The sequence below is a fragment of the Kribbella sp. NPDC031520 genome (assembly GCF_055580825.1).
This window is the reverse complement of record NZ_JBVIKS010000004.1, coordinates 349,423-375,562: the sequence shown is the minus strand read 5'-3', so window position 1 is coordinate 375,562 and position 26,140 is coordinate 349,423. Positions and strand designations below refer to the sequence as shown.

The following is a 26,140-nucleotide window of genomic DNA, read 5'->3' as shown; positions in this document are numbered from 1 at the left end:
CGGGGGTGGTCCCGGTTGCGGTCCAAACGTGTGCCGCGCTCGGCCGGGACGGACACAGGCAGGACAACCCGCAATGGCAACGAGTAGTCCAGTCCCGGCGCCCTACGCCGAAGAGTCCGCCCGAACCGAGCACCTGCTCCGGGCGGCACACGACAGTCGCGGCCCACGCCGCGAACAGCTCCTCGACGAGGCGATCGTCAGCGGTATGCCGCTCGCCCGCACGCTCGCCCATCGGTACCGCGGTCGCGGTGTCGACGACGACGACCTCGAACAGATCGCGATCGAGCACCTGATCCGGGCCGCCCGCAACTATCGGCCGACACCCGGCTCGGACTTCCGGTCGTACGCCGTACCAACGATCCGCGGCGGCATCCGGCACCACTTTCGCGACAACGCCTGGGCGATCAAACTCCCGCGCCGGCTGCAGGAGATCCAGTCCCAGGTGAGCGCGGTCCAGGGGAAGCTCGCGATCGCTCTCGGCCACTGGCCCGACCACACGGAGCTCGCAGAGGCGATCGGTGTCGACGTCGCCGAGATCATCGAGGCGGAACAGGCCCGCGGCTGTTTCCAGCCGAGCTCCCTGGACGCCGAGCGATCCACGGAGGGTGGCGGGCCGGCACCGGCACGTGAGGTCGCCCAACCGGGCAACACGTACGAACTCGTCGACCAGGTGCACTCCCTGCAGCCGGTCGTCCGCAACCTTCCGGAGCGGGATCAGCTGATCCTGCGCAGGCGGTTCGTCGACCACTGCACCCAGGCGGAGATCGGCGCCGAGATCGGCGTCAGCCAGATGCAGGTGTCGCGGCGGCTCCGGATCATCATCATCAACCTCCAGCTCGCACTCTCGGCCTGAACGCGGCAGAGCGACCGGAAGGAGCGCACAGCGGCACAGTCGAAACTTCACAGGGCGGAAGGACAGCCCCTTATCGGTATCGGGAGATGAGGGTCGTGGATCGAGCGGCGGTGCTGGGTCGGCTCGCCAGGCTCGTCGCGGCCGCCGATCCGCAGCAGCGGCTCGCCGTCCGCCTGTGCGAGGCAAGCCGTCGGCTGGCCGGCGGCCGCGGCAGCTCGATCAGCATCAACAGCGACGACATCGGCAACCGGATGACGCTCGCCGCGACCGACAGCGTGGCAGCCGAGCTGGAGAATCTGCACGACGTCCTCGGCGAAGGCCCGTGCCGGGACGCGTACCGGTGCAACGAGCCGGTGGTCACCGACCTGCGGGGCGCCGCCGGGCGGCGGTGGCCCGCGTTCGCCCGGTCCGCCCTGGAGGCGGTCGGCGCCATCACCATCCACTGCTTCCCGATGCGACCGGCCGGCCATCCGTTCGGGGTCTTCAGCGTCTACACGAAGAACCGTCTGCGCGAGCCGGCCGATGTCGTCCAGTTCCTCGCCGACGCGGTCGGGGTCGCCGTACTGCACGGCACCTCGGTCGGGGACTCCGGCGGCCCCTGGGCGGCCCGCTCCGTGGTCCATCAGGCGACGGGGATGGTCGCGGTGCAGTTACCGGTTTCGCCGGAGGACGCCTTGGCGCTGATGCGGGCGCACGCCTTCGCGCACGATGCGACCATCGACGAGATCGCCGAGCAGATCGTCAACCGTCGCCTCGACTTCCGGGAAAGCCCATGACGCAGTACGAATCGGGCCCTTCGTGCTTCACCACAGCCGACCTCGGCGCGCGGTTGCCTGGGCTCGCGGCCCGGCGCGATGCATGATGAACAGGTGACGGACATCGATCGGCGAGACAGCGGCTCGGAAGATCCGGCCGGGGCTTCAGCAGCGGCTTCAGCTGGGCGGACAGCCGAGGCGGACTCCGGGCAGTCAGCGGCAGACCGCTTCTCCCGGCTCGCGCTGGAGATGCACGAAGCGGACGGTGTGGAGGAGACCATCCAAGCGGTCGTCGACTTCGCGCTCCAGGCACTCAACTGTTCGTTTGCCGGTGTCGCTCTGCGGTCCAGCGGCGGCCGTCTGGAGATTCCGGCGGTCACCGATCCGGTGGTCGCCGAGATCTACGAGTTCCAGACCGCCGGCGGCGACGGCCCGCTCGTGCTCTGCATGGAGGAGCGCGCGACGGTCCTGATCCCCGACCTCGTGCAGGACGCGCGCTGGCTGGACTGGGCCAAGAAGGTCCTCGAGCTCGGAGTACGCAGCGTGCTCGACGTACCGCTGTGGACGTCGGCCGGACCGGTCGGGGTCCTGGGCCTGTACAGCAAGCGGCCGGACGCCTTCGGGCCGGACGAGATCGCCGTCGCCTACATCCTGGCCCGGCACGCCGCCGTCGCGGTCGCGACTGCGCGGCGCGAGGAACACCTGAAGGTCGCGGTCGACGCCCGGAAGCTGGTCGGACAGGCGATGGGCATCCTGATGGAGCGCTACAACCTGGACAGCGACCAGGCTTTCCAGGTGCTGCGCCGCTACTCCCAGGACACCAACACCAAGCTCCGCGAGGTCGCCCAGCAGCTGATCGACAGCCGTCGCCTGCCCTCGAGCTGAGGATCAGCGTACGGTCAGTAGTACTGCGGTGGAGGCGATCAGACCGAGGATCGAGTACGCGGCGTAGTCGTTCACCGAGCCGGTGTGCAGACGCCGGAGGATCGTGACGACGCGCGGCTCGGGGTGGCGTACGTACCAGATGCACAGCAGGACGCCCGCCACGATGCAGCCGGCGGCGATCAGGAGTTCGTCCGGCGCGAAGTACTCGAACGCCGGTGTGGTCGCGTGGATCCTGGCCTCGCCGGCGAGCGCCGCGGCGGCGTACGCGTGCTGGTCGAGCAGTACGGCGGCCGCCGGCGCGGCGACGTGGTCGACGACGAAGCCCGGGAGTACGCCGAACGCCACGCAACCGGCCGCCAGTACGCCGAACGCGATCAGCGCGCCCGGACGCCTCCGCTCCAGCGGGTCGTAGTCGTCGTCCCGCCGCCGGAAGAACGCCAGGTACGTCGCCCGGCCGAGCGCGGCCACGGTGAGCACCTGCGCGACCAGCACGGCGACGAACGCAGCCGGGTGCTCGGAGCGGAGCGCGTCGTGGATGAGCCCCAGCGACGCGTACCCGTTCAGCGGCGGCACGCCCGCGATCGACGCCGTACCGAGCAGGAACGCCGCCGTCGCCAGCGGCCGGTGCCTGGCCAGGCCGCCCATCTGCGACAGTCTGGTCATCCCGGTGGCGTGCACGATCGCGCCCGCGCACAGGAACAGCAGGGTCTTGAACAGCGCGTGATCGATCAGGTGGTACACGAAGCCGGTGACCGCCGTGAGCGAGCCGGCGCCGACGGCCGTCAGCAGGACCCCCATCTGGGACACGGTGTCGTAGGCCAGCAGCCGCTTCAGGTCGTCCTGGCCCAGCGCGAGTGCGGCACCGGCGATCGCCGAGATCGGGCCCAGGACCAGCAGGATGCCCGGCAAAGCGGTCCGGTGTACGGCGTACAGGTCCAGTGCGACGCGGGCGATCGCGACCACGCCGAGGTTGACCATCAGCCCGGAGAACATCGCCGACACCGGGCCGGGCGCCGCGGAATGCGCGTCGGCCAGCCAACCGTGGAACGGCATCAGCCCGGCCTTTGTCCCGAATCCGGCGAGCAGCAGGGCAAGCGCCACCAGGTCCGCCGTACTCGCGTTCCCGGCCAGTGCGTGCTGCAGCTGCCCGAGGTTCAGCGCGCCGTGCCCGGAGTAGAGCAGGGCGGTGGCGACGAAGACGAAGAAGCCGGCCAGGTTGGTCAGCACCATCATCTTGAAGGTAGCCTCCAGCGCCCAAGGTCGCTCGAGGAAGAACCCGGTGAGACCGTAGCTCGCCAGCGCCGCCACCTCGAACCAGACGAACAGGTTCAGCAGGTCGGCGGTGAGCGCCGTACCGATCATTGCTGCGAGCAACAGTTGCGCGAGGCACGCGTACCAGCCGGCCTCGTGCGCACCGAGTCCGCCGAGTTCCGACAGGCTGTACAGCAGGAGCAACGTCCCGATCGTTGCGGTCAGCAACGCATAGGTGAGGCCGAACGGCTCGGCGGTCACGGTGATGCCGAGCTGCCGCCCGTCGACCGGGCCGACGTGTCCCAGCGCATGACCTTGCAGACGTCCGCCGTACACGTCCGGGGCGAACGACAGCAGGACACCCGACGCGCCGGCGATGGCAAGCAGTGAGACGATCAACGGGGCACGGGACGAGACCCGGCTGAGGAGCGGGGCGAGGACCGCGCCCGCGATCGGCAGGACCACTGGCAGTGGGAGGAGCGCGGGGTTCACCGTCACCCGCGCAGGTCGCGGACCCGGTCGGCGTCCAGGGTCCGGTAGTGCTGAGCGATGCGTACGACGGTGACCAGCAGTACTGCGGTGACCGCGACGCCGATCACGATCGCGGTCAGGCAGATGTTCTGCAATACCGGGTCCGCGACGTTGCCGTGGGCAAGATCTTGCTCCGACCGGCCTGCTGGTGGACTCAGCAGCACCGGCGCGGTGGAGCCCCGGCGGTACGCGGTCGACAGTAGCAACAGGTAGCTCGAGGACTCGATCAGCGACAGGCCCATGACGATCTTGATCAGGTTCCGCCGGGACAGGATCGTCGCCACCCCGAGGGCGAACATCACCGCGGCGGCGAGGTAGTTGGCGACGATCACCGCTTCACCTCCTCGGTCTCGTCGTCCGGGTCGTCGTCGGTGTCGTCGTCGGGGTTCGCGGGGGTCCAGTCGTGGCGGACCGCGAGGAGCGAGAAGATCACGATGGTCAGGCCGGTGCCGACCTCGATCAGCTCCGCCAGCGAGAACGCCTGCATGGTGCCGCCGCTGCGGAGCGTCCGTTCCGGTGCCAGCGGCAACCAGTTCGCGCCGAACGAGCCTTCCAGTACGAGCCCGAGGGCCAGTACCACGATCACCAGCAGCGCGCCGATCAGCTCGAGCACCTCCAGCGGACCGGGCCGGACCAGCCTGGCGATCCGCCGGTAACCGAATCCCGCGTAGACCAGCAGCACCAGCCCGACGAACACGACACCCGCGGGAAAGCCGCCGCCTGGCGAGTAGCCCTCCAGCACCAGATAGCAGCCCGCGACGGCCAGCAGCGGCAACACCCACCTGACCGCGACCCGGACGACGACCGTCATCGCCTGCGCCGGCTCCGCGGCTCGCGCACCGACCGCCTCCGCATCCGGCGTCCGCGGCCCCGGGCCTTCCCGTCCTCCGACTCCTTCTTCGCGGGCGTCGGCCGCGCGGGCGGCACGTTCGGCCGGGCCGATGGGCTCGTCGCCCGGGTTCTCGTACTGCTGTTCCTCCAGCCCGGCCTCCTCCTCGCCGAAGTACTCCCGTCGCCGTTCGCGATGCCGCGCCAGCAGCAGCACACTGACCACCGCCGCGAGCAGCAGGAACGTCTCGCCGAACGTGTCGAAAGCCCTTGTCCCGTAGACGACCTCACTGACCGGCTCCGTCGTACGCCACTGGGGCAATGCGACCGTCATCGCCTGCCGCGCGATGTCCGGCAGACCGGCGCCTTCACGCGGGAGGCCTACGACGGCCAGCCCGAGTACGACCGCCGTCGCGACAGCGAGGACCCACCCGGCGACAACCCTTCTCATGGCCGGTCGTCCGGATCGTCGGCCGGTTCGCCGAGTTCGGTGCGGTCTTCGACATCGGTCCGCGTCTTGCCGATCGCGATCAGGTACAGCGTCGGCAGTGCGATCGCACCGACCACGATCTGCGCGTGCGCGTCGTCCGGCGCGCCCAGTACGACGAACAGCAGACCGAGCACCGTCCCGACCAGCGACAACGCCATCGCGGCGCCGGCCAGGTTGCGCAGTCGTACCACGAGCACCGCGCCGGTCAGGACCACGGCAAGACACAGGTAGTCGAGCACCCAGAACATCACGACCTCCCGCGAGTCCGCGGCTCGTCGGCCACCGCGCCCGACCACTGCCGAATACCTGTCTTGTACGCCGCCCTGCCGAGCGCATGCGACGCGGCCGGGTTGAGGATCAGCACCAGGAACGACACCAGCAGAGCATGTACGCCGTACTGCGACCACAACCCCTTGCCAACGGCAACCGCAAGCAAGGCTGGTACCGCACCCATCGTGATGACCTTCGAGGTGCACTGAATGCGCGAGTAGACGTCGGGCATCCGCAGGACGCCGACCGCTCCGGAGAGCGAGAAGAACAGGCCGACCAACGACAGTACGACCACGATTGCCGCCCTCACAGCAGACCACGCTCCAGGAATCGCGCCCAGACGAGCGCACCGAGGTAACTGAACGACGCCATCCACAGGGCGACGTCGAGGTAGATCGTGCGGTCGGCGAACGCCGCGAAGAACAGCAACGAGAGCGTCGCCTGGGTGGAGACGGCGTTGAGCGCGACCACCCGATCGGTGACCGACGGCCCGAGTGCGAGCCGGACCACGAGCAACCCGGCCACGGCGAGCTCGAGGATTGCCGACAATCCTAAGATCTCAGTCATCGTGGCCTGCCTCGGCATGCATCCGGCGTTCGAGCGGGCCGTTGATCTCGTCGTACCGCCGGTCCTCCGCGGGTACGGCGACGCAGTGGTACACCAGTTCGCGCCGTACCAGGTCCAGGTCGATGATCTGATTGTCGACAATCAGCGAGCTGACAATCCCTACCGCCGCGACGCGGCCCTCGTCGCCGAACCGGGTCGGAACGATGACCATTCCCGTCGCCAAGGGCAACGCCGGCGTCCAGATCCGCCGCGCCAGCGAGATATTCGCCCGGAGCACCTTGTAGGCAACGAAACCGGCCAGCCGAAGATTCGACAGCACCCGCCACGGCGGAACAGCTCGGCCGAGCGGCGCGAGCGAGCAGGCGACCACCAGGCTGACCCCCAAGCCGACTGCGACAGATTCAACAGTCAACGAACCGGTGAGCATTAACCAGGCGAGGAAACACCAGAACGTCAGCGTCCCGACCGTCGTCGCAGGCCTCGCCATCAGGACTCCCTTCCGCCCTTCGAGAGGTACCCGAGATCGAATCCGCGCATTCGTTGGCCTCTGACAACGATGCCGGGTTGACGCGGACCGGTTTCCGGGAGTAGATGGAAAGGAACAGCCCTCCAAAAACGCGGGGCCCGCACGTCCAGTCCGCGAAGGACAGGTCAATGGACGATCTTCCCGGCACAGCCGACCGCGCTCGTGGCGTTTCCGTCCGCCTCGAGGCGTCACCGCACGCCCGGCGACTGGCCAGAAGTTCTCCCTGGCGGCAACATCCCCCGCGCACCCGGCCGCCAAGGGGCGGTCGAGGCTGACAGCTCGGTCGAGCCGGGACACGCTGAGTGCGGTTGGCACGAGAACTGGGTCTCACGTCTCCCGGCCCGCCGAGTAGCCACGCATGGCGGTACGGGCCAGGGGAACCGGCACTTCACAGTTCCGTTCGCGAGGAGGCTGACATGAACACGATCCCGAATCCACCAGGCCCCGTACCACCGATCGCCGATCCGGATCGCGTCGATCCGACCACCCCATCCGACGACCCGGACATCTCACCGGACCCCGACCCGGAACCCGAACCCGACGAGGACCCGGACGAACAGCTCCCCCGCAACGACTGATCCGACGACTGACCCCGGAGCCGGTGCCCACCGCAACGAGTAGGCGCCGGCCGGGACCGGGTTATCGGCCGCCGACTGGTCACGGATCGACGACCGATCCCGTTCTGGTTGGCCCAACGCGCTTTCTCGTACGAGCGCGCCTACCGGCCGTCCGGCGCGTCATGCCTGGCGCCGGCTCCGTGCTCGTCGGCCGCATCTCGCTCCATGGCGGCGCGTCGCTCGTCTTCCGCACTGCTGAGTGTCTCCAGGTCTATGCGTCGGCTGCGGGACAGGTACAGCGTGCCGCCTCCGACGATGACCGCGACGACCAGTACGGCTGCCACGATCCACCCAGCGCCTTTGTAGTCCCGCGGGCTCGAGTCTGCCGAGCCGGGCGGGTTGGGCGCCGGTGAGTTCGAACCCAGCGTCGGAGACGGCGACGGCGCCGCCTGTGCGGTTGCCGAACCGGCCGCAGCGGGCGCCAGTACGAACACCAGCAGAGCCGCCGCGGCAACCATTCGCCACGCTCTGCTCATCATGGCTTTCCGGTGCCCGCGATACCTAACCCCAAACGACCCGGGCACCGCGAGCCGTTATCGCGAACGGCTCGCCGGGCCCATTACCCGCAGCCGCACCTCGACCGTCGACGCGCGGTTCAACGCCTCGTACACCCCCGGCACCCCTCCTGCGTACCGACCGTTGCCTCCGGCACCTTCCTCGCACCGGCCCAACCGCCTGCTAGGACGGCTCGGAGATGTCGCTGACGGTACGCCCCGCGCGGCCGGGTGCGGCCCGTACGACGTCGGCCTGGGCGAGCATCCCGACCAGCTTGTCGCCGTCGATCACCGGCAGGCGCCGTACCTTGTACTTCTCCATCGTCTGCAACGCCTCCTCGACGGAGTCGTCGGCGCCGATCGTCACCGGCTTGCCCTCGCCGAAGGCGCCGGCCATGGCCTTCGACGGGTCGCCGCCGTCGGCGACACACTTCACCACGATGTCGCGGTCGGTCAGCATGCCCTTGAGCCGGTTGTCCTCGCCACAGATCGGCAGCGCGCCGACGTCCAGCTCACGCATCTTCCGTGCCGCGACGGCCAGGGTCTCGTGCTCGCCCACGCACTCCGCGCCCGGTGTCATCAGATCTCTCGCGGTCGTCACGTCATCACCTTCCTCAGCAGTTCGGCGGTACGCCGGGCGCGGTGCCCAACCGGGCCATGCGGAAACCATTGGGCAGCGAAAACCATGGGTACGCGCGGCGGTTGAATTGTTTCCTGCAAGGGAACCGGTCCGGCATGAAAGCCGTTGCCGTGTGCCTCGGTTGCCTGCTCGTGGTGACCGGGTGCGAGTCGACCGCCGACCGCGTGCAGATCAACGCGCAGAGCCTGCACAGTGACGCCATGGACGGCGCCGCGCTGGCCGGAGAGATCGCCGCGGGCCGGGCCGGGGCGACGTTCGCCCGGGCACACGCCCAGGAGCTGCAGGACGACACGGACCAGATCGAGAAGAACGTGTACGACCAGCGACTCCCGAAGTACGACGAGCTGCAGCAACTCGCCGACCAGATCGGCGCCGCCCTCGGCTCGATGGCGATCCGGCCCGACGACGTCTCTCTCGCCCAGGACGCACGAGCGACGCTGTTGCGCCTGGCCGCCGACGCCGACCGGATGGCGTCATGAGCCGGCTGTTCAGCGTTGCCCTCGGCATCATCGCCGCACTCGGCGGGTTCGTCGACATCGGCGAACTGGTGTTCAACAGCCAGGCCGGTGCGCTCTTCGGCTACCGCACCCTGTGGGCGGTCGTAATCGGAGTCATCGTCAGCGTCGTACTGGCCGAGCTCAGCGGCCGGGTCGCGATCGTCGCGCGCAAGGCCAACTTCGATCTCGTCCGCGATCGCTATCCCCGATGGTTGTCCACGACAACGTTGGTGGCCGGCCTGGCGGTCTGCCTGATCACCTTGTCCGCCGAGCTCGGCGGACTCGGGTTGATCCTGCACTACGTGCTGGGCTGGAACGAAGGCTTCTTCACGCTCGTCGGCCTGCTGATCATCGTGGCGTCCAGTCTGCTGCTGTCCTTCAACACGATCGAGCGCGTCTTCGGGTACCTCGGCCTCGGCCTGGTCGTGTACCTCGTCGCCCTGTTCCACCACGGACCGGCGTGGCACGAGATCGGCCGCGGGTTCATCCCCGGCGGCGGCGGACCGCAGTACTGGTACTTCGTCGTCGGGATGACGGCCGCCTCGATCATGCCGTACGAGATCTACTTCTACTCCTCCGGCGCGATCGAGGAGAAGTGGACGACCAAGGACCTGTCCGTGAACAAGGCCAACTCGGGTCTGGGGTTCCCGCTCGGCGGGCTGATCGCGGCCAGCCTGACGATCGTCGCGGCACAGCAACTGATGCCGCTCGGGATCACTCCGGACAGCCTGAGTACGGTCCTGCAGCAGGCCATGCACGAGCTCGGGCCGATCGGGTTCTACGCCGCCGTGGTCGGAGCGTTCGCGGCGATCGCGGGTGCGACCATCGACAGTGCGTTCTCCTGCGGGTACGCACTCGCGCAGCACCAGCGCTGGCCATGGGGCGAGACGAAGGGTATCCGCGGCGCGCCACGCTGGTTCGCGACCATGCTGGCCGCGGCCGGGATCGGGTTCGCGATCGTCCAGACCCGGGTCCATCCGGTCCAGCTGACCGAGTACGCCGTGATCGCCTCGGCAATCGCGATGCCGCTGTCCTTCTATCCGATCGTCCGGGTCTCGCAGGACCGCCAGGTGATGGGCGAGCACGCCAGTGGAATCCTCGCCCGCCCGATGGCCTGGCTCTCGTACGCCGTGGTCTGCACCGTCGCGATCGCCGGCCCGATCCTGATGCTCGTCACCCACCTGGGATCGCTCAAGGGCTGACTGACGGCCCGGGCGGTCGGGTCGTCGGCGGGCATGACGGACTCCTCTCGCACCGTGTCACCGACCGGTGCCCGGAGCGGTCTCCGGCAAACGGTCTGTTGCCGGCTGACAACGAAAGTGCGCTTGACGCGGCGGGGGTTCGGTTGTCTCATGGAGGCGGATCCTCAAGAAGTGCGGGATTCGGCGCCTGAACTTTCAACGACGTTGCCACTGGCAACTGTGTCGGTGTCGGTGCCGGCCCGGAGGACCCGCCGGGCGTGATTCCGTCCTTGGAGGATCGATCGGTATGCACGGTCAGCTGGCGCGCGAGTTCGCGGAGACGACGGCACGGTTGCAGGACCGGAAGAGACCCGGTGAGCTGCTCGAGGCGATCGTGGAGTTCGCCGCCCCGGCGGTCGGCTGCCGCCATGTCGGCCTGATCCTGTGCGGCAGGCGCCCGAAACTGCGCTGCGGCCCGGCGACGGACGCTGAGGCCGCGGCGGCCGACCACCTGCAGATCGCGGTCCGGCAGGGGCCGTGCTGGTCCTGCCTCGCCCGCCCCGACGGCCCCACCGAGGTCGTCGTCGACGACACCGCGGACGACACCCGCTGGCCTGCCTGGAACGGCCCGGTGACCGAGCTCGGCGTCCGCAGCGTGCTCAGCTCGCGCCTGGCCACCGCCGACAGGACCCTCGGATTCGTTACCTGGTACGCCGAGGAGCCGCACCGCTTCGGCCCGGACTCGGTCGCCATCGCCCACCTGCTCGCACTCCACGCCGCCGTACCACTCGCGCGAACCTTCGAACACCATCGGAACTGACCGCAGGCAGCAGCGATGAAGGCCCCGTGGATCTACCGAGCGTCGTGGTCGAGGATCTTGTTCACCGATCGTTCCAGGCCAGCCCGGGTGTCCTCGTCGTCAAGGTCGTCGCCGACCCGCCGGACGGTCTTCGCGATGGTGCGGCCGTGTTCGAACTGCTCGACGACACGCGGATCGACGTACGACGAACGCGCCACCGCCGGCGTGTTGCCGAGATGCTCCGAGACCTCCTCGAGCATGTCCTTCACCGCCGCGTTCAGCGCCTTCTTCGTGGCCGGCGGATCCGCCTCGGCGAGATCCACCGCGGCATGGACCGTCGCGGTCCAGGTCCGCAGGTCCTTGACCGTGAAGTCGTCACCGACCAACTCCTGGAAGCGCTCGTTGATCATCCCCGCGTCGATCTCGTGGTACCCGTCCCGATCGCGGTACACCAGCAACCGCGGAGTCCCGTGCCGCCCGCGCTTCAGCGAACGCACCGCCGCCACCAGCTTCTCGTCGTCCAGTTCGGCCGTACGGCGCTGCCCACCCTTCGCCCGGAAGTCGAACACCAGCTTGCCCCGGCTCACCCGGACGTCGCGGCGCAACAGCGTCGCCGCGCCACGGCTCCCGTTCTCCTCGGCGTACCGCGTATTGCCGGTCCGGAAGACGCCGTAGTCCAGCATCCGCAGTGCGACCGCCAGCACCCGCCGCCGGTCGAGGCCCTTCCGGTCGAGGTCCGCGTCGACCGCCTCCCGGAACGCCGGCAGCTTCCGGGCCAGCTGACGGACCCGATCGTGCTTGCCGGCGTCCTGTGCCACCCGCCAGTCGTCGTGGTACAGGTACTGCCTCCGTCCGGCCTCGTCGGTGCCGACCGCTTGGATGTGGCCGTTCGGAAACGGACAGATCCACACGTCGTCCCAGGCCGGCGGGATCGCCAGCGTACGGATCCGTTCGAGCACGTCGGTGTCATCGATCACGTTGCCTTCGGCATCGAGATAGCTGAACCCCGCGCCACGGCGCCGACGGCTGAACCCCTCGGCCTCCGGATGGCTGCGGCGCAGTCGCATGAGGCTCAGCCGACCCGTATGTCGGCGACGACGGCATAGTGGTCGGACGGCGGCCTGCCGTGGTCCTCGTCGAGACCGGCCAGACGGGACCCGGTGACCTTCAGCTGGTTCGCCAGGATGTAGTCGATGCGGTGGTCCTCGAGCCATTCGCCCTTGCCGAGATACGGATTGCGGGAGCTGTAGGTGACACCGTCGTACACCTGTGGTTGCCAGCAGTCGTCGAGAACGGCGAGCAGTGGTTCGAGTTCCGGTGCGTCGGGTGGAGTGTTCAACTCGCCGGCCACGATCACGTCGTCGCCACCGGCCTCGAGGTCGGACACCAGGGCGGCCAGCGAAGTCGCCTGCTCGAACCGCTGCTGTTGGTGGTCCCTCTCCCAGTCCAGGCAACTGGTGATGAAGTGCAGACTTTCCGTCCCGAGCCGGATCTCCGCCCGGAGCGCGACGGTGCCGGTCGACAGCGTGTGCTGCTCGACGTCCCGCAACGGAAAGCGGCTCAGGATGCCCAGTCCCAGCTGTACGCCGGGGTCCGGGTCCGGCGGCATCCGGGACGGCGCGAAGACCGGTGTCATCCCGAGTTCGAGCCCGAGCAGGCCCGTCTGCGCCTCTCCGTCGCTGCTCCAGGTTTCCTGCAGGGCAACGAAATCAGGTCGTTGCCCGCGCACCGTTTCGGCGATCGCGCGCTGCCGGCGCAACCACCGGTCACCGAACCGTCCCCAGACGTTCCACGTCATGAACCTCACTGCTGTTCTCACCTTCCTCGGATCGCCCTTCCGGTACCCGCGACAACCCGAGGACACGCTGATTCACCTCGTGTTGTCGTGTACGCGCAGCCAGCGGTAGCCGTGGCTCGCAAGCTGTACGGAGTCCTTGTGGGCCGGGTCGTACTCGCTGTCGGCGAGCAGATCGGCACGTACGTCGTACGGAAGCCGCAGCCGGACCTCGTCCGCGGAGAGGTTCGCCAGCATCAGCACCGAGGCGTCCGCGCGATGGTGCAGTACGCCGAACACCGCGGGGTGATCCAGCGAGACCGGCTCGCACCCGTGCGACGGCAACTCCCCCAGCTCCCGCCGGATCCGGACCAACTGCGACACCCGGCTGAGCAACGAGTCCGACCGGAGCTCCTGGCTCTCGACGTTCACCTGGGAAAACGCGAACGGCCCGTGCTCGACCGGTCCGGGGCCGACCACGCCGGGCGGTGCCTTGCTGAAGCCGCCGTTCTGCTCCGCCGTCCACTGCATCGGCGTACGTACCGACATCCGGTCCGGCAACGACAGGTCGTCGCCCATCCCGATCTCGTCGCCGTACCGGACCACCGGTGCCCCGGGCAACGACTGGACGATCGCGTGCGCCATCGCGATCCGGCGGACGTCGCCGTCGAACATCGGCGCCGGCCGGCGACGGATGCCGCGCCCGAATACCCGCATCTCCGCGGCCGGTGCGAACGCCGCCATCACCTCGGCGCGCTCGGCCGGGTCGAGCCGGTCGAGATCGAGTTCGTCGTGGTTGCGCAGCCAGTTCACGTACGTGCAGCCGTCCGGCGGTTCCGGTTGTTTGCGCAGGGCACGGATCATCGGTTCGGCCTGCCGCCGCGCGAGCGCCAGGAAGAGCAGGTTGTTGGTCCAGAAGTCCAGTACGGCGTGCAGGCGGTCGGCGTTGCCGAAGTACTCGTCGTACTGTTCCGGCGGTACGTCCACCTCGCCCATCAGCGGCGCGTCCCCCGCCACCGCGGCCAGTTCGGTGAGGAACCAGCAGCCGTTGTCCCGATCGTCGGTCAGCGCCGCCTGCCGGACCATGTACGGTACGGCGTCCACCCGGAAGCCGTCGACGCCCCGGTCCAGCCAGTGCCGGACGATCCCGGCGATCTCCTCGCGAACCGCGGGGTGGCCGACGTCCAGGTCCGCCTGGTGCCGGTAGAACGCGTGCCGGTAGTACCTTCCGGCATGCTCGTCGTACGCCCAGATCGAGTCCTCGACCCCCGGGAACACCGGCCCGGCCACCGCCGGATCGTCGCGTGGCTCGGTGGCCCAGACGTAGTAGTCCCGGTACGGCGACCCCGGGTCGTCACGGGCCGCCCGGAACCACGGATGGTGCACGGAGGTGTGCTGGACGACGAGTTCGACGATCACCTTCAGGTCCAGCCGATGACACCGCTCGACCAGGTTCTCGAAGTCCGTCATCGTGCCGAACCGGGCGGAGACGTCGCGATGGTCGACCACGTCGTACCCGGCGTCCAGGTACGGCGAGACGTAGAACGGCTGGAGCCAGATCGTGTCGGCTCCGACCGCCCGGATGTGGTCGAGCTTCCGGACCACGCCTTCGAGGTCGCCGACGCCGTCGCCGTCGGAGTCGAAAAACATTGCCGGATCCAACTGGTAGATCACCCGTCCGTCGAGTCGCATAGCCGGCCGGTACCCTCCCTACGAGCTCTTCTCACGGTCCTCGAGGCCGACCGCATCCCGAAGTTCCCGGGTCGCGTCCTGGAGGTCCGGCGAGTTCTCGGCATGCTCCTCCATCAGCGCGGCCAGCGCCGCGGCGACGGCGTTCAGCTTGTCCTGCACGGACTCGTCGGACCGGCGCTGCGAGTTCTGCAGCAGCGCGACCAGCAGGAACGTGATGATGGTGGTCGCGGTGTTGATGATCAACTGCCAGGTGTCCAGCGTGCCGATCACGAAGTACGACGGGGCCCACACCACGACTAGCAGTACGCAGAGGCCGAAGAACCAGGCCCGCGAGGCGAACTCCGACGCCGCCGTCGCGAACCGGTCGAAGAAGCCGGGACGCCCCGACACGTCCGACGGCATGTGTGCATTCTCGTCTGCCTTCTCCACCGTATCGGTCATGTCATCCTCCGGATTCCGGCCGGCGTCACCGGCTGCCTCCCAAGTGCCCAATTGGTGGCCCGCAGAACCCATCCGGTTAGCACGCCTGACGTGCAGGCGCCCCCGTGCACGTCCGGAGCTGCACGGGGGCGCCTGGATCCGGCATCGTGCCGGTCGGTGCGCGCGGGTCAGGTGAAGATACTGACGCCACCAGGCCCGACCAGGAGGCCGATGACGATCAGCACAATGCCCCACAACACTGCGCCACGGATAATCGTCACGATTCCGGAAATCACCAGAATCGCGGCGATGATCCACAGAATGAAATCCATCGTCCTTCCCCTTTTCTGAGTATTGCCGGCCGGAAGGTCCCGGCGGGTCGGATCCCCGTGCCGGAATTCCGGTGCCCTGGCCGGTTCACGGCAAACCCGCGGGTTTCGACGCGGGCCGCGCGGAAACCGGAGCGGCATGCCGACCTCGCTCCCTTTCGCCTCCGCGCTCGACACCGGCCGGATCCTGCGCGACGTACTCGGACCGGTCGTCGCCCAGGGACCGGTTCTGCGCAGACCCCGGCTCGGCACGCTGGCCGAGCGGCTGCACGTGGACGACCGCGCTCTGCGTTGCGTACGGCGGTTACGCCGCAAGTACGGCGACGGTCCCGTCCTCGTGCGCCTTCCGGGCCGGACGATCGCGCTCGTACTGGCACCCGACGACGTACACCGGTTGCTCGCCGAGACACCCGAACCGTTCTCCGCGGCGACCGGTGAGAAGGTCAGTTCGCTGACGCATTTCCAGCCTCATGCGGTACTGGTGACCAACTCGGCCCTGCGAGCACCGCGCCGGGAGCTGAACGAGCAGGCGCTCGACAGCCACCAGCCGGTCCACCGTCACGGTCATCGGTTCGTCGAGGTGATCCAGGAGGAGTTCGACGGCCTGTACGCGACGCTCGGCTGGAACGACTTCCGGGCGATCTGGTCGCGGGCCGTTCGGCGGATCGTCCTCGGCGACGGCGCCCGCGACGACGCGGAACTGACCGCCCACCTCGACCAGCTCCGCGCGGACGCGAACTGGGCGCAGTTCGGCCCCAGCCACGACGAGCTCCGCGGCAACTTCCTCGCCGCGATCGCCCAGTACGTCGACCGGGCCGAGCCCGGCAGCCTGGTCGAGTCCCTCCCCCGGCAGCCCGAGGAACTGGACCCGGCCGGGCAGGTGCCGCACTGGCTGTTCGCGTTCGACGCCGCCGGCATCGCGCTCTGGCGGCTGTTCGCAGTACTCGGAAGCCGTCCGTCGCTGCTCGAGCCGATCGTCGCGGAGGCGCGCCACCCGGAGGCTTCGCCGTTGCTGGCGTACGCCGGGGCCGCCGTCCAGGAATCGCTGCGACTGTGGCCGACCACGCTCGTCGTACTGCGCCAAGCCGGCGAGCCCACGGTCTGGCGGGACCGGATCGCGCCGGCCGGTACGGAGTTCGCGATCGTCAGCTCGGTGTTCCACCGTGACGATGAGGCGCTCGACTTCGCCGACGACTTCGAGCCCGCCGTCTGGCTCGACGGTCGCGCCGACGGGCCGTGGCCGATCATCCCGTTCAGTGCGGGCCCGGCGGGCTGTCCGGGGCGGAACGTCGTACTCCTCACGACCAGCGTCGCGGCCAGCCACGTCGCCACGCGGTACGACCTCGACCCCGATCCGAAGACCCGCGCGCGACTGGCCGGGGCGATGCCCAAGACGTTCAGTCATTCGGCCGTCCGGATCGGCTTCTGGCCAACACCGCGCTGAGCAACCCCCGCTAGGCAACGCGGTACGGCGAAGCAGCCGAAGGCAACCAGGTCAGACCGTGCCCCGGGGAATCACCAAGCCTCACCTGCCCGTCAACCGGGGTCGGCAGGCCCTCGAACAGCATCGTTTCGATGCGCGTGTGGTCGTGGAACCACTCGAGATGGCGGAGGTTCGGTACCGCGGCCAACGCCGCCAGATGAAGTCCCGGAGCACAGTGCCCCGAGATCTGCAGGCCGTGCGCCTCGGCGACGGCGGCGACGCGGAGCAGTTCGGTGATCCCGCCGCAGCGAGTCACGTCGGATTGTAGACAATCGACAATCGGACACATCCGCGCGAAGTACGCCAGGTCGTACCCGTACTCTCCCGCGGTCACGTCGATGCCGGTGTGGTCGCGGACCACGCCCAGCCCGGCGAGGTCGTCCGACGACACCGGTTCCTCGAACCAGACCACGTCGTACTCCGCCAGCCGCGAGGCCACCCGGCACGCCTGGCCGACCGTGTACCCGCCGTTCGCGTCCACGTAGAGGTCGGCGGAGCCGATCACCTTCCGCGCCTGGGCGACCCGGGCCAGATCCCGGTCCTCGATCGCCCCGCTGCTCTCGCCGATCTTGATCTTCACCCGCGGGATCCCCTGGCCGATCCACCCGGACAGCTGATCCGCCAACTGCCGGTCGTCGTACGTCGTGAAGCCGCCGCTGCCGTACACCGGCACGCTGTCCTGCACCGCGCCGAGCAACCGGTGCAACGGCAACTGGAGCAGACGCGCCTTCAAGTCCCACAATGCGCAATCGACCGCCGACATCGCCATCCCAGCCACCCCCGGCCGCCCGATGTTGCGCAGCGCCGATCGCATCGCGTTCCACGACCCGCCGACGTCCATCGGATCACGGCCGGCCACCACCGCGGCCAAGTCGTGCGCGACGACCGTGGCGCAGGCCGGCGACCCGTACGTCCAGCCCGTCCCGGTCACGCCGTCGACCGAGACCTCCACCAGGATCAGCGTCGTGCTGTCCCAGGCGAAGGTCCCGTCGGCCTCCGGCGCGTCGGTCGGGATCGTGTACGCGGACGCCTTGACCGATTCGATCATGGCCGGATCACGACTTGCCGGGCAGGAACTCCTGCATCTTGGACTTGACGCCCTCCTTGATCATCGCGGCCCGGTCGCTGTCACCGCGCACGATCGACTCCAGCGCCTTCTCGATCTGGTCCCAGGTCGCGTGCGGCGGGATCGGCGGCACCGCCGGATCGGTCCGGAACTCGACCACGCACGGCCGGTCCGCGCGCAAGGCCTCCTCCCAGGCCGGTACGACCTCCTCCGGCTTCTCCGCCGTCACCCCGTGCAGCCCGAGCAGCCTTGCGTACCCGGCGTACGGGAACTCCGGCAGCTCCTGGGAAGGCAGGAACTGGGGCGAGCCTCCCATCGCCCGCAGTTCCCACGTCACCTGGTTCAGGTCGTTGTTGTGCAGCACGGCGACCACCAGCCGCGGATCCGCCCACTCCTGCCAGTACTTCGCGATCGTGATCAGCTCGTTGATCCCGTTCATCTGCATCGCGCCGTCCCCCACCAGCGCGAACGCCGGCCGGTCCGGCAGCCCGAACTTCGCGCCGATCACGTACGGCACCCCCGGCCCCATGGTGGCGAGCGTCCCGGACAGCGAACCGCGGATGTCCTCGCGGATCTTGATGTGCCGCGCGTACCAGTTCGCCGCCGAGCCCGAGTCCGACGCCAGGATCGCGTCCCGCGGCAACCGGTCCGACAGTTCGTGGAACACCAGCTCCGGGTTGATCGGGTCCGCCGAGGTGTGTGCGCGCCGGTCCATGACCTCCCACCAGCGCCGGACGTTGCTCTCGATCCCCGACCGCCACGACCGGTCTTCCTTGCGCCGCAGCAGCGGGATCAGCGCACGCAGCGTCCGCGCGGCGTCGCCGACCAGGTTCACCTCGTACGGGTACCGCATCCCGATCATCGTCGGATCGAGATCGATCTGGATCGCCCGCGCCTTGCCGAACTCCGGCAGGAACTGGGTGTACGGGAAGTTCGAACCGACCACCAGCAAGGTGTCGCAGTCCATCATGAGCTCGTACGACGGACGCGTCCCGAGCAAGCCGATCGAACCCGTCACCCAAGGCAGCGCGTCGGGCAGAACGTCCTTGCCCAGCAGGGCTTTCGCGACACCCGCACCGGTCAGCTCCGCGACCTCGGTGAGCTCGTCGACCGCGCCGCGCGCACCCTGACCGACGAGGATCGCGACCCGCGAACCGGCGTTCAGGATCTCCGCCGCACGATCGAGCTGCTCCGGCGCCGGAACCGGCGCCGACCAGCTCAGGTCGGTGCTCGACGGCACCATCTTGAACGCGTGCGACGGCGCCGTGTACTCGAGCTCCTGCAGGTCCGACGGGATGATCAGCGCGGTCACCGTACGGCGGGACACCGCGATCCGGATCGCCCGGTCCAGCACGTTCGGCAGCTGCTCCGGAACCATCACGGTCTCGCAGTAGTCCGACGCGACGTCCTTGTACAGCGTGTGCAGATCGACCTCCTGCTGGTAGCTGCCGCCCATCGCACTGCGGGCCGTCTGCCCCACGATCGCGACCACCGGCACGTGGTCGAGCTTGGCGTCGTACAGACCGTTCAGCAGGTGGATCGCGCCCGGGCCGCTGGTCGCCGTGCAGACGCCAACGCGGCCGGTGAACTTCGCGTAGCCGACCGCTTCGAAGGCCGCCATCTCCTCGTGCCGAGCCTGCACGAACCGCGGCTGGTTGTCCGCCTTCTGCCAGGCGGAGAGCAGTCCGTTGATGCCGTCCCCGGCGTACCCGAAGACATGGTCCACGCCCCACTCGCGCAGGCGCTGGAGTACGAAATCGCCAACAGTCGTGCTCATGACAACCCTCCTGCAAGAAGTTCGGCGAGGTGTACGGCCCGCCGGTCGGTCGCTTGTTCTATTTGCGTTCGGCAACTGAAGCCTTCGGCAACGATCACGGTGTCGTTGCCCGCGGCCCGTACCTTCGGGAGCAGCACGCGTTCGGCGGCCGCCATCGACACGTCGTAGTGCCCGCGTTCGAAGCCGAAGTTGCCCGCCAGGCCGCAGCAGCCGGAGTCCAGCTGCTCACGGTCGATCCCGGCCCGCCGCATCAGGTCCGCGTCGGACGACAGCACCGCGTGCTGATGACAGTGCGTCTGCACCATCGCGTGGACGCCGAGTTGCGGCGGATCCCAGTCCTTCAACAGCTCGGCGAACGTGACGAACTGCTTCGACAACCGCCGCAGATCCTCGTCCTCGGGCAACAGTTCCGGCGCGTCCGACCGGAACACCGCGCTGCACGACGGCTCCAGTCCGACGACCGGTACGCCGGCGCGGATCGCGTCCCGCAGTACGTCGATCGTCCGCCGCAGGACCCGTTTCGCAATCCCGAGCTGGCCGGTCGAGATCCAGGTCAGGCCGCAGCACACCGGGCGCTCCGGGACGGTGACCTGATATCCCGCCGCCTCCAGGACCTCGACCGCCGCCATGCCGATCGACGGGTGGAAGAAGTTCGTGAACGTGTCCGGCCAGAGTACGATCCGGCGCCCCTGGCGTAGCGGGTGTTGCGAGAACCAGTCGGTGAACGGCTGCTCCGCGAACCGTGGCAACTGCCGCTCGTCCGCGATCCCGCCCGCCCGTTTCAGCAGCTTGGCGAGCCTCGGCGCTTGCGTGACAGCATTCACGGCCCGCGGAGCACGACGGGCCAGCTGGGCGGCCACCGGCAGCCAACCCATCGAATAGTGCGCCATCGGCCGCAGCCGATGCCGGTAGTGGTGCGACAGGAACTCGGCCTTGTACGTCGCCACGTCCACCCCGACCGGGCAGTCCGTCCTGCAGCCCTTGCACGCCAGGCACAGGTCCAGCGCGTCCCGCACCTCGGTCGACCGCCAGCCGTCCGGGATCACCTCTCCACGCACCATCTCGAACAGCAACCGCGACCGCCCGCGCGGCGAGTGCTCCTCCTCCCGGGTCACCAGGTACGACGGGCACATCACCTCGCCCTCGGCGGACGAGGACTGCCGGCACTTGCCGATCCCGACGCAGCGCATCGTCGCCTTGCTGAACTTCCCGTCGTCGCGCGGGTAGCTGAACTCCGTGGGCAACGGAGGGTGCGCGAAGGAGGTCCCCAGCCGCAGGTGCGAGTCGAGCGGGTTGGGATCCACGATCTTGCCCGGATTCATCCGGTTCCGCGGATCGAAGATCGCCTTGAACTCACCGAACGCCTGGACCAGCTCCGGCCCGAACATCGTCGTCAGCAGCTCGCCCCGCGACTGCCCGTCGCCGTGCTCGCCGGACAGCGAACCGCCGTACCGCTTCACCAGCCGGGCCGCCTGCTCGACAAAGTCCCGATAGCGCGCGATACCGTCGGCGGTGCGCAGCTCGAACGGGATCCGGGTGTGCACGCAGCCCTGCCCGAAGTGCCCGTACAGCGACGTCTCGGTCTCGTCGTACCCGAACCGGTTGAGCAGCTCGCGCAGATCGTGCAGGTAGTCGCCCAAGTCGTCCGGGTGTACGGCGGAGTCCTCCCAGCCCTCCCAGTTCTCGTGCTTCGCGGCTGGGTGGGCGGTCGCGCCGAGACCGGCCTCCCGGAGTTCGATCAGTTGTTGCTCACGGCCCGGATCGTCGAGGTAGCTGATCGTTGCCTCGTCGTCCTTCAGGTCGTCCATCAGGGCTTTCGCGGCCCGGTCCGCTTCCTCGAAGGTGTCGCCGGCGAACTGCACGGTCAGCCAGCCGCGGCCTTCCGGAAGCCGTTCGATCGCGGTGTCGACCGTGTGCTCCTCGTGCTCGAGGTCGATCAGGACCTCGTCGAGACCCTCGAGCTGCCAGGGCTTGTGCGGCAGGATCCGGCGTACCGCCCGCCCGGCGTCCTCCAGACGCGGGTAGCCGAGCACGACCATCACCTGGTACTTCGGAACCTTCACCAGCTCCAGTTCCGCGTGCAGGACCGTGACCAGCGTGCCCTCGCTACCGACCAGCGCCTTCGCCAGGTCCGTGCCGTTCTCGGGCAGCAGCGAGTCGAGGTTGTACCCCGAGACCCGGCGCGGGATCTTCGGGTAGCCGGTGCGCAAAGCGGCGAGATGACGATCCCGCAGCGCGAGCACCTCACGACGGATCTCCACACCACGGTCGTTGCCGCCAGCAATTTCATCCGTGGGTCCGACCCACATTCTGGCACCGTCGTAGGTCAGCACCTCGAGCCGCCGGACGTTGTCGACCGTCTTCCCGTACGCCTGTGCGCTCGCACCGCAGGAGTTGTTGCCGACCATCCCGCCGATCGTGCAGCTCTGGTGCGTCGACGGCTTCGGCCCGAACATCAGCCCGTCCGCGGCCAGCTGACCGTTCAGGTCGTCCAGCGCGATTCCGGGCTCGACGACACAGGTCCGCGCAGCCGCGTCCACCGACACCAGGTGGTTGCAGTACTTCGTCCAGTCGATCACGACCGCGGCGTTCGTGGTCTGACCGGCGAGGCTGGTACCGCCGCCGCGGGACAGTACCGGCACGTCCGCCTGCCGGCACACCTCGACCGCTGCGACCGCCGCGTCCACAGTCCGCGGCACGACGACCCCGAGCGGTATCTGCCGGTAGTTGGACGAGTCGCACGAGTAGGTCGCGAGCGACCCCGGATCGAACCGTACCTCGCCGTCGACAGCGGCCTCCAGCGCGCCCGGCAAGCCGTCAGGCGTACGGATCCTGTCGACCTCCATGTCCACCGCCACTGGCGACCTCCAGACCTCGACCGTCCGGCCGGTACCCGGCGCACTTTGCAGCAAACGCGTTTCGACCGGCCCGGAGCGGTCAACCGGAAACGGGATGAAGGAACTGTCGGTCGAGGAGATCACCGAGATCTTCGAACGCCAGGCCGCTAGCTGAGGAGGCACAGTGGGACAGGTTGTCGTGGTGACCGGAGCCAGTGGCGGAGTCGGGCGGGCGACCGCGGTCGCCTTCGCCCGGCGCGGGGACCGGGTCGCGTTGCTGGCCCGCGGCGAGGCCGGGCTCGAGGGGGCGGTCCGTGAGGTGACCGAGGCCGGGGGTACCGCCCTGCCGCTGTCGGTCGACGTCGCCGACCCGGCACAGGTCGAGTCGGCCGCGGAACGGGTCGAGAAGGAACTCGGGCCGATCGACGTCTGGGCGAACGTCGCGTTCACGTCGGTGTTCGCGCCGTTCCTGGAGATCGACCCGGCCGAGTTCAGGCGCGCCACCGACGTCACGTACCTCGGCTACGTGAACGGGACCCGGGCGGCCCTCACCCGGATGAAGCCCCGTGACCACGGCACGATCGTGCAGGTCGGTTCGGCGCTGGCATACCGCGGGATCCCGCTGCAGTCCGTGTACTGCGGGGCGAAGCACGCGATCCAGGGATTCCACGACTCGCTGCGCTGCGAACTGCTCCACGACAAGTCGCACGTCCGCGTCACGATGGTGCAGCTGCCGGCGCTCAACACACCCCAGTTCTCCTGGGTGCTGTCACGCCTGCCGAAGCACCCACAACCCGTACCACCGATCTTCCAGCCGGAGGTCGCCGCGGACGCGATCGTCTACGCGGCGGACCACCCAGGTCGCCGCGAGTACTGGGTCGGTGGCCCCACCGCCCTGACCATCATCGCGAACAAGTTCGCCGCGGGCCTGCTCGACCGCTACCTGGCGCGCACCGGCTACAAGTCCCAGCAGACCGACGAACCCAACGAACAGCCCACGAACCTGTGGGGACCCGCCGACGACCGATCCCGCGACTTCGGCGCCCATGGAGTCTTCAATGCCCGCTCCACCTCCCGCAGCTACCAGGTCTGGGCGTCCCGCCACCGCAACCTCCTCACCGCAGCAGCAGCCGCCGCAGCCGCCGCCACCGCCTACTTCACCCGCAGCCGGCGATAGAGGGCGAGCCCACGTTTCCGGCAATCCGTGCGAATGCAAGGTGTGGCGGCGGGCACGGGAAGGGTGAGCGACTGATCGGAGGGTTGCAGCGTGAAGATCGGATACTTCCTGTCCAGCGAGGAGTACACGCCCGCGGAGCTGATCGAGCAGGCGCGGATGGCCGAGGAGGCCGGGTTCGACGCCCTGTGGATCAGCGATCACTTCCACCCGTGGAACGACGAGCAGGGACAGAGCGCGTTCGTCTGGTCGACGATCGGCGCGATCTCGCAGGTCTGCGAACTGCCGGTGACGACGGCGGTCACCTGTCCGACCGTACGGACCCATCCGGCGGTGATCGCGCAAGCGGCCGCCACCAGCGCGGTACTGCTGAACGGGCGGTTCCGCCTCGGTGTCGGCTCCGGCGAGGCGCTGAACGAGCACATCGTCGGATCCGTCTGGCCGACCGTCGACGTACGGCTGGAGATGCTCGAGGAAGCGGTCGAGATCATGCGCCGGCTGTGGACCGAGGACGGGTTCGTCAGCCACCACGGCAAGCACTACACCGTCGACACCGCGCGGATCTACACCAAGCCGGACGAACCGTTGCCGATCTACCTGTCCGGATTCGGGCCCGAGGCAACAGACCTGGCGGCCCGGATCGGGGACGGGTACGTGACCACCTCCCCCGATGCCGACCTGTTGCGTCGATTCCGCGATCACGGTGGCGGCGACAAGCCGGCGCAGGCCGGGTTCAAGGTCAGCTACGCGCCGACCGCGGACGAAGGCGCCGAGCAGGCGCACCGCATCTGGGCCAACGCCGGGCTGCCCGGTGAACTCGCCCAGGTGCTCCCGTCACCGCGGCACTTCGAGCAGGCGTCGCAGCTGGTGACCAAGGAGGCCACGGCGAAGTCGGTTGCCTGCGGCCCCGACGCGGACGTGCACGTCGAGGCGTTCACGCCGTACGCCGAAGCCGGGTTCGACGAGGTGTACGTCGCGAACATGGGCCCGTACAGCGTCGACATGATGAACCTCTACCGGACCGAGGTACTGCCCGAAGTGCGTCGTCGGAAGGAGTACTCCCGTGGGTGAGCACGAAGCATCGATCACGGTCGACGTGGCGCCGAACATCGTCTTCGAACGGCTGTCCGATCTCGGCAAACTGCCCGGGTACATCCCCTGGCTGACCTCGCTGCACCCGACCGAGATCCCGGTCACGGCCCAAGGCCCGGAGGCGCGGCGGCCGCACCAGGCCGTGCACGAGGACGTCGACGTCACCGTCGGCGGCGGGCATCGCGACGGCTGGATCGAGGTACTCGACGAGGACCGGACGCTGCGCTGGGGTATGGACGGCGGGCACCGGTACGGCGGCGAGCTGGTCGTCGGCTTCGTTGCCGACGGCACCTCGACCCTGACCGTCCGGCTGCACACCACCGAGTCCACCGCCGTGGACGAGGAACTCGAACGGACCCTGACCACCATCAAGACGACCCTGGAGAAGGAGCACCCATGAGCGTGGACGTTGTCGACCTGATCATGCAGGACCACCGCGAGGTGGAGCGGCTGTTCGACGAACTGAAGAACGAGCCGGACAAGCGCCCGAACCTGCTGCCGGTGCTGACCACCCTGCTGACCGCGCACAGCCGCGCCGAGGAGGCCGAGGTGTACCCGGTCGCCGCCGCGGAGGCCGGCGAGAAGGAGGAGGTCTCACACAGCCAGCAGGAGCACATCGAGGCCGACCAACTGCTCGCGAAACTGGCCGCCACGGACCCGTTGTCGCCCGACTTCGACAAGGTCCTCCAGAACCTGGTCGACGCCGTGACGCATCATGTCGAGGAAGAGGAGACCAAGGTCCTGCCAGGCATGCGCTCCAACCTGCCCGACGAGCGCCGCGCCGAGCTCGGCGAAGCCTTCGCCGCCAGCCGCAAACAGCACCTCGGCGAACAGCCCGGCGACATGACCCGCGACCAGCTCTCCCAGCAGGCCAAGAACGCCGACATCCCGAACATCTCGAACCTGCCCAAGGACGACCTCAAGAAAACGGTCGAGGACCACGGCAACTTGTAGCCCGACGCGTTGATACGCCTCAGGCCAGGGCGAGGAAGAGCTTCTCCATCTTGGCCTTGTCGAGGTCCGGGTTCTCCTCGGTGAGGCAGTGCTGGAGGCCGGTGCTGACGATCGCGAAACCGGCCCGGGACAGGGCCTTGTTGACGGCGGCCAGCTGAGTGAGGACGGCTTCGCAGTCGGCGCCTTCCTCCATCATCCGGATCACGCTGCCGAGATGTCCGTGGGCGCGTTTCATCCGGGTGATGATCGGCTTGATCTCGTCGGGCTCGAAGTCCATCGCCGGCCTTCCTGTCGGTTCAGGATGCTCACTTTACATCCCCCAGGGGGGATCTGTTACATTCTCCACCAACCCCCTAGG

The 26,140-nt window shown here is 68.7% G+C and carries 31 protein-coding genes; 13 read left to right on the top strand and 18 right to left on the bottom strand.

Features of this window, described 5'->3' with window-relative positions; translation table 11 throughout:
- The first annotated feature begins 73 nt into the window (after positions 1-73).
- From ACZ5BU_RS22525 to ACZ5BU_RS22515, 3 genes are all read left to right on the top strand, one after another.
- Positions 74-853, top strand: coding sequence for a sigma-70 family RNA polymerase sigma factor (locus tag ACZ5BU_RS22525; RefSeq protein WP_465701739.1), 780 nt, complete (start codon positions 74-76; stop codon positions 851-853).
- 86 nt (positions 854-939) lie between these two features.
- Positions 940-1,629, top strand: coding sequence for a GAF and ANTAR domain-containing protein (locus tag ACZ5BU_RS22520; RefSeq protein WP_465701738.1), 690 nt, complete (start codon positions 940-942; stop codon positions 1,627-1,629).
- Between the two features lie 93 nt (positions 1,630-1,722).
- Positions 1,723-2,493, top strand: a complete 771-nt coding sequence (locus ACZ5BU_RS22515) for a GAF and ANTAR domain-containing protein (RefSeq protein WP_465701737.1) — start codon at positions 1,723-1,725, stop codon at positions 2,491-2,493.
- A 3-nt stretch (positions 2,494-2,496) separates the two neighbouring features.
- On the opposite strand, the gene ACZ5BU_RS22510 is transcribed toward ACZ5BU_RS22515, so the two are convergent.
- The 7 genes from ACZ5BU_RS22510 to ACZ5BU_RS22480 are packed head-to-tail and all read right to left on the bottom strand — an operon-like array spanning position 2,497 to position 6,917.
- Positions 2,497-4,242 carry a complex I subunit 5 family protein gene (locus ACZ5BU_RS22510; protein WP_465701735.1) on the bottom strand — a complete coding sequence of 582 codons (1,746 nt, stop codon included), beginning with the start codon at positions 4,240-4,242 and terminating at the stop codon, positions 2,497-2,499.
- Positions 4,239-4,607, bottom strand: coding sequence for an NADH-quinone oxidoreductase subunit K (locus ACZ5BU_RS22505; protein WP_465701734.1), 369 nt, complete (start codon positions 4,605-4,607; stop codon positions 4,239-4,241). Before ACZ5BU_RS22505 ends, ACZ5BU_RS22510 begins: the two co-directional genes overlap by 4 nt.
- Positions 4,604-5,554 (bottom strand): MnhB domain-containing protein, encoded by a 951-nt coding sequence (locus ACZ5BU_RS22500; protein ID WP_465701733.1) that lies wholly within the window; start codon positions 5,552-5,554, stop codon positions 4,604-4,606. Before ACZ5BU_RS22500 ends, ACZ5BU_RS22505 begins: the two co-directional genes overlap by 4 nt.
- Positions 5,551-5,841 (bottom strand): Na(+)/H(+) antiporter subunit B, encoded by a 291-nt coding sequence (locus ACZ5BU_RS22495; RefSeq protein ID WP_465701731.1) that lies wholly within the window; start codon positions 5,839-5,841, stop codon positions 5,551-5,553. Before ACZ5BU_RS22495 ends, ACZ5BU_RS22500 begins: the two co-directional genes overlap by 4 nt.
- Entirely contained in the window at positions 5,841-6,173 is a 333-nt protein-coding gene (gene mnhG, locus ACZ5BU_RS22490; RefSeq protein ID WP_465701730.1) for a monovalent cation/H(+) antiporter subunit G, read from the bottom strand. Before mnhG ends, ACZ5BU_RS22495 begins: the two co-directional genes overlap by 1 nt.
- Positions 6,170-6,430 carry an MrpF/PhaF family protein gene (locus ACZ5BU_RS22485; RefSeq protein WP_465701729.1) on the bottom strand — a complete coding sequence of 87 codons (261 nt, stop codon included), beginning with the start codon at positions 6,428-6,430 and terminating at the stop codon, positions 6,170-6,172. The genes mnhG and ACZ5BU_RS22485 overlap by 4 nt, the downstream gene beginning before the upstream one ends.
- A complete protein-coding gene (locus ACZ5BU_RS22480) occupies positions 6,423-6,917 on the bottom strand; it encodes a Na+/H+ antiporter subunit E (protein WP_465701728.1) in 495 nt (164 codons plus the stop codon). The genes ACZ5BU_RS22485 and ACZ5BU_RS22480 overlap by 8 nt, the downstream gene beginning before the upstream one ends.
- A gap of 455 nt (positions 6,918-7,372) precedes the next feature.
- Here ACZ5BU_RS22480 and ACZ5BU_RS22475 point away from each other — a divergent pair, with 455 nt between their 5' ends.
- The gene (locus tag ACZ5BU_RS22475; protein WP_465701726.1) at positions 7,373-7,534 is read left to right on the top strand and encodes a hypothetical protein; all 162 of its coding nucleotides are present in this window, start codon (positions 7,373-7,375) and stop codon (positions 7,532-7,534) included.
- 140 nt (positions 7,535-7,674) lie between these two features.
- On the opposite strand, the gene ACZ5BU_RS22470 is transcribed toward ACZ5BU_RS22475, so the two are convergent.
- Positions 7,675-8,052, bottom strand: coding sequence for a hypothetical protein (locus tag ACZ5BU_RS22470; protein ID WP_465701725.1), 378 nt, complete (start codon positions 8,050-8,052; stop codon positions 7,675-7,677).
- Positions 8,053-8,251: 199 nt separating this feature from the next.
- Positions 8,252-8,668, bottom strand: a complete 417-nt coding sequence (locus tag ACZ5BU_RS22465; protein ID WP_465701723.1) for a CBS domain-containing protein — start codon at positions 8,666-8,668, stop codon at positions 8,252-8,254.
- Positions 8,669-8,802: 134 nt separating this feature from the next.
- Between ACZ5BU_RS22465 and ACZ5BU_RS22460 the strand changes: the two genes are divergently transcribed.
- The 3 genes from ACZ5BU_RS22460 to ACZ5BU_RS22450 all read left to right on the top strand — a co-directional run bounded on the left by ACZ5BU_RS22460 (position 8,803) and on the right by ACZ5BU_RS22450 (position 11,205).
- The gene (locus ACZ5BU_RS22460) at positions 8,803-9,186 is read left to right on the top strand and encodes a hypothetical protein (protein ID WP_465701721.1); all 384 of its coding nucleotides are present in this window, start codon (positions 8,803-8,805) and stop codon (positions 9,184-9,186) included.
- Positions 9,183-10,406 carry an NRAMP family divalent metal transporter gene (locus ACZ5BU_RS22455; RefSeq protein WP_465701719.1) on the top strand — a complete coding sequence of 408 codons (1,224 nt, stop codon included), beginning with the start codon at positions 9,183-9,185 and terminating at the stop codon, positions 10,404-10,406. Before ACZ5BU_RS22460 ends, ACZ5BU_RS22455 begins: the two co-directional genes overlap by 4 nt.
- Before the next feature lie 286 nt (positions 10,407-10,692).
- Positions 10,693-11,205 carry a GAF domain-containing protein gene (locus tag ACZ5BU_RS22450; protein WP_465701718.1) on the top strand — a complete coding sequence of 171 codons (513 nt, stop codon included), beginning with the start codon at positions 10,693-10,695 and terminating at the stop codon, positions 11,203-11,205.
- A 32-nt stretch (positions 11,206-11,237) separates the two neighbouring features.
- Here ACZ5BU_RS22450 and ACZ5BU_RS22445 read toward each other — a convergent pair whose 3' ends face one another.
- From ACZ5BU_RS22445 to ACZ5BU_RS22425, 5 genes are all read right to left on the bottom strand, one after another.
- Complete coding sequence (locus ACZ5BU_RS22445) at positions 11,238-12,251, bottom strand: DNA topoisomerase IB (protein WP_465701716.1); 1,014 nt, start codon at positions 12,249-12,251, stop codon at positions 11,238-11,240.
- Between the two features lie 5 nt (positions 12,252-12,256).
- Positions 12,257-12,982, bottom strand: a complete 726-nt coding sequence (locus ACZ5BU_RS22440) for an endonuclease/exonuclease/phosphatase family protein (protein ID WP_465702672.1) — start codon at positions 12,980-12,982, stop codon at positions 12,257-12,259.
- Between the two features lie 72 nt (positions 12,983-13,054).
- Positions 13,055-14,650, bottom strand: a complete 1,596-nt coding sequence (locus ACZ5BU_RS22435) for an alpha-amylase family protein (RefSeq protein WP_465701714.1) — start codon at positions 14,648-14,650, stop codon at positions 13,055-13,057.
- 18 nt (positions 14,651-14,668) lie between these two features.
- Positions 14,669-15,091, bottom strand: a complete 423-nt coding sequence (locus ACZ5BU_RS22430; RefSeq protein ID WP_465701713.1) for a low affinity iron permease family protein — start codon at positions 15,089-15,091, stop codon at positions 14,669-14,671.
- Between the two features lie 167 nt (positions 15,092-15,258).
- Positions 15,259-15,402 carry a GPGG-motif small membrane protein gene (locus ACZ5BU_RS22425; protein ID WP_465701711.1) on the bottom strand — a complete coding sequence of 48 codons (144 nt, stop codon included), beginning with the start codon at positions 15,400-15,402 and terminating at the stop codon, positions 15,259-15,261.
- Positions 15,403-15,538: 136 nt separating this feature from the next.
- Between ACZ5BU_RS22425 and ACZ5BU_RS22420 the strand changes: the two genes are divergently transcribed.
- Positions 15,539-16,843 (top strand): cytochrome P450, encoded by a 1,305-nt coding sequence (locus ACZ5BU_RS22420; protein WP_465701709.1) that lies wholly within the window; start codon positions 15,539-15,541, stop codon positions 16,841-16,843.
- A 10-nt stretch (positions 16,844-16,853) separates the two neighbouring features.
- Here the strand turns inward: ACZ5BU_RS22420 and ACZ5BU_RS22415 are convergent, their stop codons facing one another.
- From ACZ5BU_RS22415 to ACZ5BU_RS22405, 3 genes are read right to left on the bottom strand one after another with little or no spacing between them, the layout of a single operon-like run.
- Positions 16,854-17,930, bottom strand: a complete 1,077-nt coding sequence (locus ACZ5BU_RS22415) for an enolase C-terminal domain-like protein (protein WP_465701707.1) — start codon at positions 17,928-17,930, stop codon at positions 16,854-16,856.
- Positions 17,931-17,937: 7 nt separating this feature from the next.
- A complete protein-coding gene (locus ACZ5BU_RS22410; protein ID WP_465701705.1) occupies positions 17,938-19,725 on the bottom strand; it encodes a thiamine pyrophosphate-requiring protein in 1,788 nt (595 codons plus the stop codon).
- Complete coding sequence (locus ACZ5BU_RS22405) at positions 19,722-22,571, bottom strand: FAD-binding and (Fe-S)-binding domain-containing protein (RefSeq protein WP_465701703.1); 2,850 nt, start codon at positions 22,569-22,571, stop codon at positions 19,722-19,724. Before ACZ5BU_RS22405 ends, ACZ5BU_RS22410 begins: the two co-directional genes overlap by 4 nt.
- On the opposite strand from ACZ5BU_RS22405, the gene ACZ5BU_RS22400 reads away from it, so the two are divergent.
- From ACZ5BU_RS22400 to ACZ5BU_RS22380, 5 genes are all read left to right on the top strand, one after another.
- Entirely contained in the window at positions 22,570-22,737 is a 168-nt protein-coding gene (locus tag ACZ5BU_RS22400) for a hypothetical protein (protein ID WP_465701701.1), read from the top strand. The two genes, ACZ5BU_RS22405 and ACZ5BU_RS22400, sit on opposite strands and share 2 nt — an antisense overlap.
- A 9-nt stretch (positions 22,738-22,746) precedes the next feature.
- The gene (locus ACZ5BU_RS22395; protein ID WP_465701699.1) at positions 22,747-23,739 is read left to right on the top strand and encodes an SDR family oxidoreductase; all 993 of its coding nucleotides are present in this window, start codon (positions 22,747-22,749) and stop codon (positions 23,737-23,739) included.
- Between the two features lie 90 nt (positions 23,740-23,829).
- On the top strand, positions 23,830-24,807 hold the full coding sequence (locus ACZ5BU_RS22390; protein WP_465701697.1) for a TIGR03557 family F420-dependent LLM class oxidoreductase: 978 nt from the start codon (positions 23,830-23,832) through the stop codon (positions 24,805-24,807).
- Positions 24,800-25,228 carry an SRPBCC family protein gene (locus ACZ5BU_RS22385; RefSeq protein WP_465701695.1) on the top strand — a complete coding sequence of 143 codons (429 nt, stop codon included), beginning with the start codon at positions 24,800-24,802 and terminating at the stop codon, positions 25,226-25,228. The genes ACZ5BU_RS22390 and ACZ5BU_RS22385 overlap by 8 nt, the downstream gene beginning before the upstream one ends.
- Positions 25,225-25,782 carry a hemerythrin domain-containing protein gene (locus tag ACZ5BU_RS22380; RefSeq protein WP_465701693.1) on the top strand — a complete coding sequence of 186 codons (558 nt, stop codon included), beginning with the start codon at positions 25,225-25,227 and terminating at the stop codon, positions 25,780-25,782. The genes ACZ5BU_RS22385 and ACZ5BU_RS22380 overlap by 4 nt, the downstream gene beginning before the upstream one ends.
- 19 nt (positions 25,783-25,801) lie before the next feature.
- Here the strand turns inward: ACZ5BU_RS22380 and ACZ5BU_RS22375 are convergent, their stop codons facing one another.
- Positions 25,802-26,059 (bottom strand): metal-sensitive transcriptional regulator, encoded by a 258-nt coding sequence (locus ACZ5BU_RS22375; protein WP_465701691.1) that lies wholly within the window; start codon positions 26,057-26,059, stop codon positions 25,802-25,804.
- Between the last annotated feature and the right edge of the window lie 81 nt (positions 26,060-26,140).

Coding starts and splice junctions, on each gene's coding strand:
- ACZ5BU_RS22525 (WP_465701739.1), top strand. CDS start 74: ATGGCAACGAGTAGTCCAGTCCCGGCGCCCTACGCCGAAGAGTCCGCC.
- ACZ5BU_RS22520 (WP_465701738.1), top strand. CDS start 940: ATGAGGGTCGTGGATCGAGCGGCGGTGCTGGGTCGGCTCGCCAGGCTC.
- ACZ5BU_RS22500 (WP_465701733.1), bottom strand. CDS start 5,554: ATGAGAAGGGTTGTCGCCGGGTGGGTCCTCGCTGTCGCGACGGCGGTC.
- ACZ5BU_RS22495 (WP_465701731.1), bottom strand. CDS start 5,841: ATGTTCTGGGTGCTCGACTACCTGTGTCTTGCCGTGGTCCTGACCGGC.
- ACZ5BU_RS22485 (WP_465701729.1), bottom strand. CDS start 6,430: ATGACTGAGATCTTAGGATTGTCGGCAATCCTCGAGCTCGCCGTGGCC.
- ACZ5BU_RS22480 (WP_465701728.1), bottom strand. CDS start 6,917: ATGGCGAGGCCTGCGACGACGGTCGGGACGCTGACGTTCTGGTGTTTC.
- ACZ5BU_RS22475 (WP_465701726.1), top strand. CDS start 7,373: ATGAACACGATCCCGAATCCACCAGGCCCCGTACCACCGATCGCCGAT.
- ACZ5BU_RS22470 (WP_465701725.1), bottom strand. CDS start 8,052: ATGATGAGCAGAGCGTGGCGAATGGTTGCCGCGGCGGCTCTGCTGGTG.
- ACZ5BU_RS22460 (WP_465701721.1), top strand. CDS start 8,803: ATGAAAGCCGTTGCCGTGTGCCTCGGTTGCCTGCTCGTGGTGACCGGG.
- ACZ5BU_RS22455 (WP_465701719.1), top strand. CDS start 9,183: ATGAGCCGGCTGTTCAGCGTTGCCCTCGGCATCATCGCCGCACTCGGC.
- ACZ5BU_RS22450 (WP_465701718.1), top strand. CDS start 10,693: ATGCACGGTCAGCTGGCGCGCGAGTTCGCGGAGACGACGGCACGGTTG.
- ACZ5BU_RS22445 (WP_465701716.1), bottom strand. CDS start 12,251: ATGCGACTGCGCCGCAGCCATCCGGAGGCCGAGGGGTTCAGCCGTCGG.
- ACZ5BU_RS22440 (WP_465702672.1), bottom strand. CDS start 12,982: ATGACGTGGAACGTCTGGGGACGGTTCGGTGACCGGTGGTTGCGCCGG.
- ACZ5BU_RS22435 (WP_465701714.1), bottom strand. CDS start 14,650: ATGCGACTCGACGGACGGGTGATCTACCAGTTGGATCCGGCAATGTTT.
- ACZ5BU_RS22430 (WP_465701713.1), bottom strand. CDS start 15,091: ATGACCGATACGGTGGAGAAGGCAGACGAGAATGCACACATGCCGTCG.
- ACZ5BU_RS22425 (WP_465701711.1), bottom strand. CDS start 15,402: ATGGATTTCATTCTGTGGATCATCGCCGCGATTCTGGTGATTTCCGGA.
- ACZ5BU_RS22420 (WP_465701709.1), top strand. CDS start 15,539: ATGCCGACCTCGCTCCCTTTCGCCTCCGCGCTCGACACCGGCCGGATC.
- ACZ5BU_RS22415 (WP_465701707.1), bottom strand. CDS start 17,930: ATGATCGAATCGGTCAAGGCGTCCGCGTACACGATCCCGACCGACGCG.
- ACZ5BU_RS22410 (WP_465701705.1), bottom strand. CDS start 19,725: ATGAGCACGACTGTTGGCGATTTCGTACTCCAGCGCCTGCGCGAGTGG.
- ACZ5BU_RS22400 (WP_465701701.1), top strand. CDS start 22,570: ATGTCCACCGCCACTGGCGACCTCCAGACCTCGACCGTCCGGCCGGTA.
- ACZ5BU_RS22405 (WP_465701703.1), bottom strand. CDS start 22,571: ATGGAGGTCGACAGGATCCGTACGCCTGACGGCTTGCCGGGCGCGCTG.
- ACZ5BU_RS22380 (WP_465701693.1), top strand. CDS start 25,225: ATGAGCGTGGACGTTGTCGACCTGATCATGCAGGACCACCGCGAGGTG.
- ACZ5BU_RS22375 (WP_465701691.1), bottom strand. CDS start 26,059: ATGGACTTCGAGCCCGACGAGATCAAGCCGATCATCACCCGGATGAAA.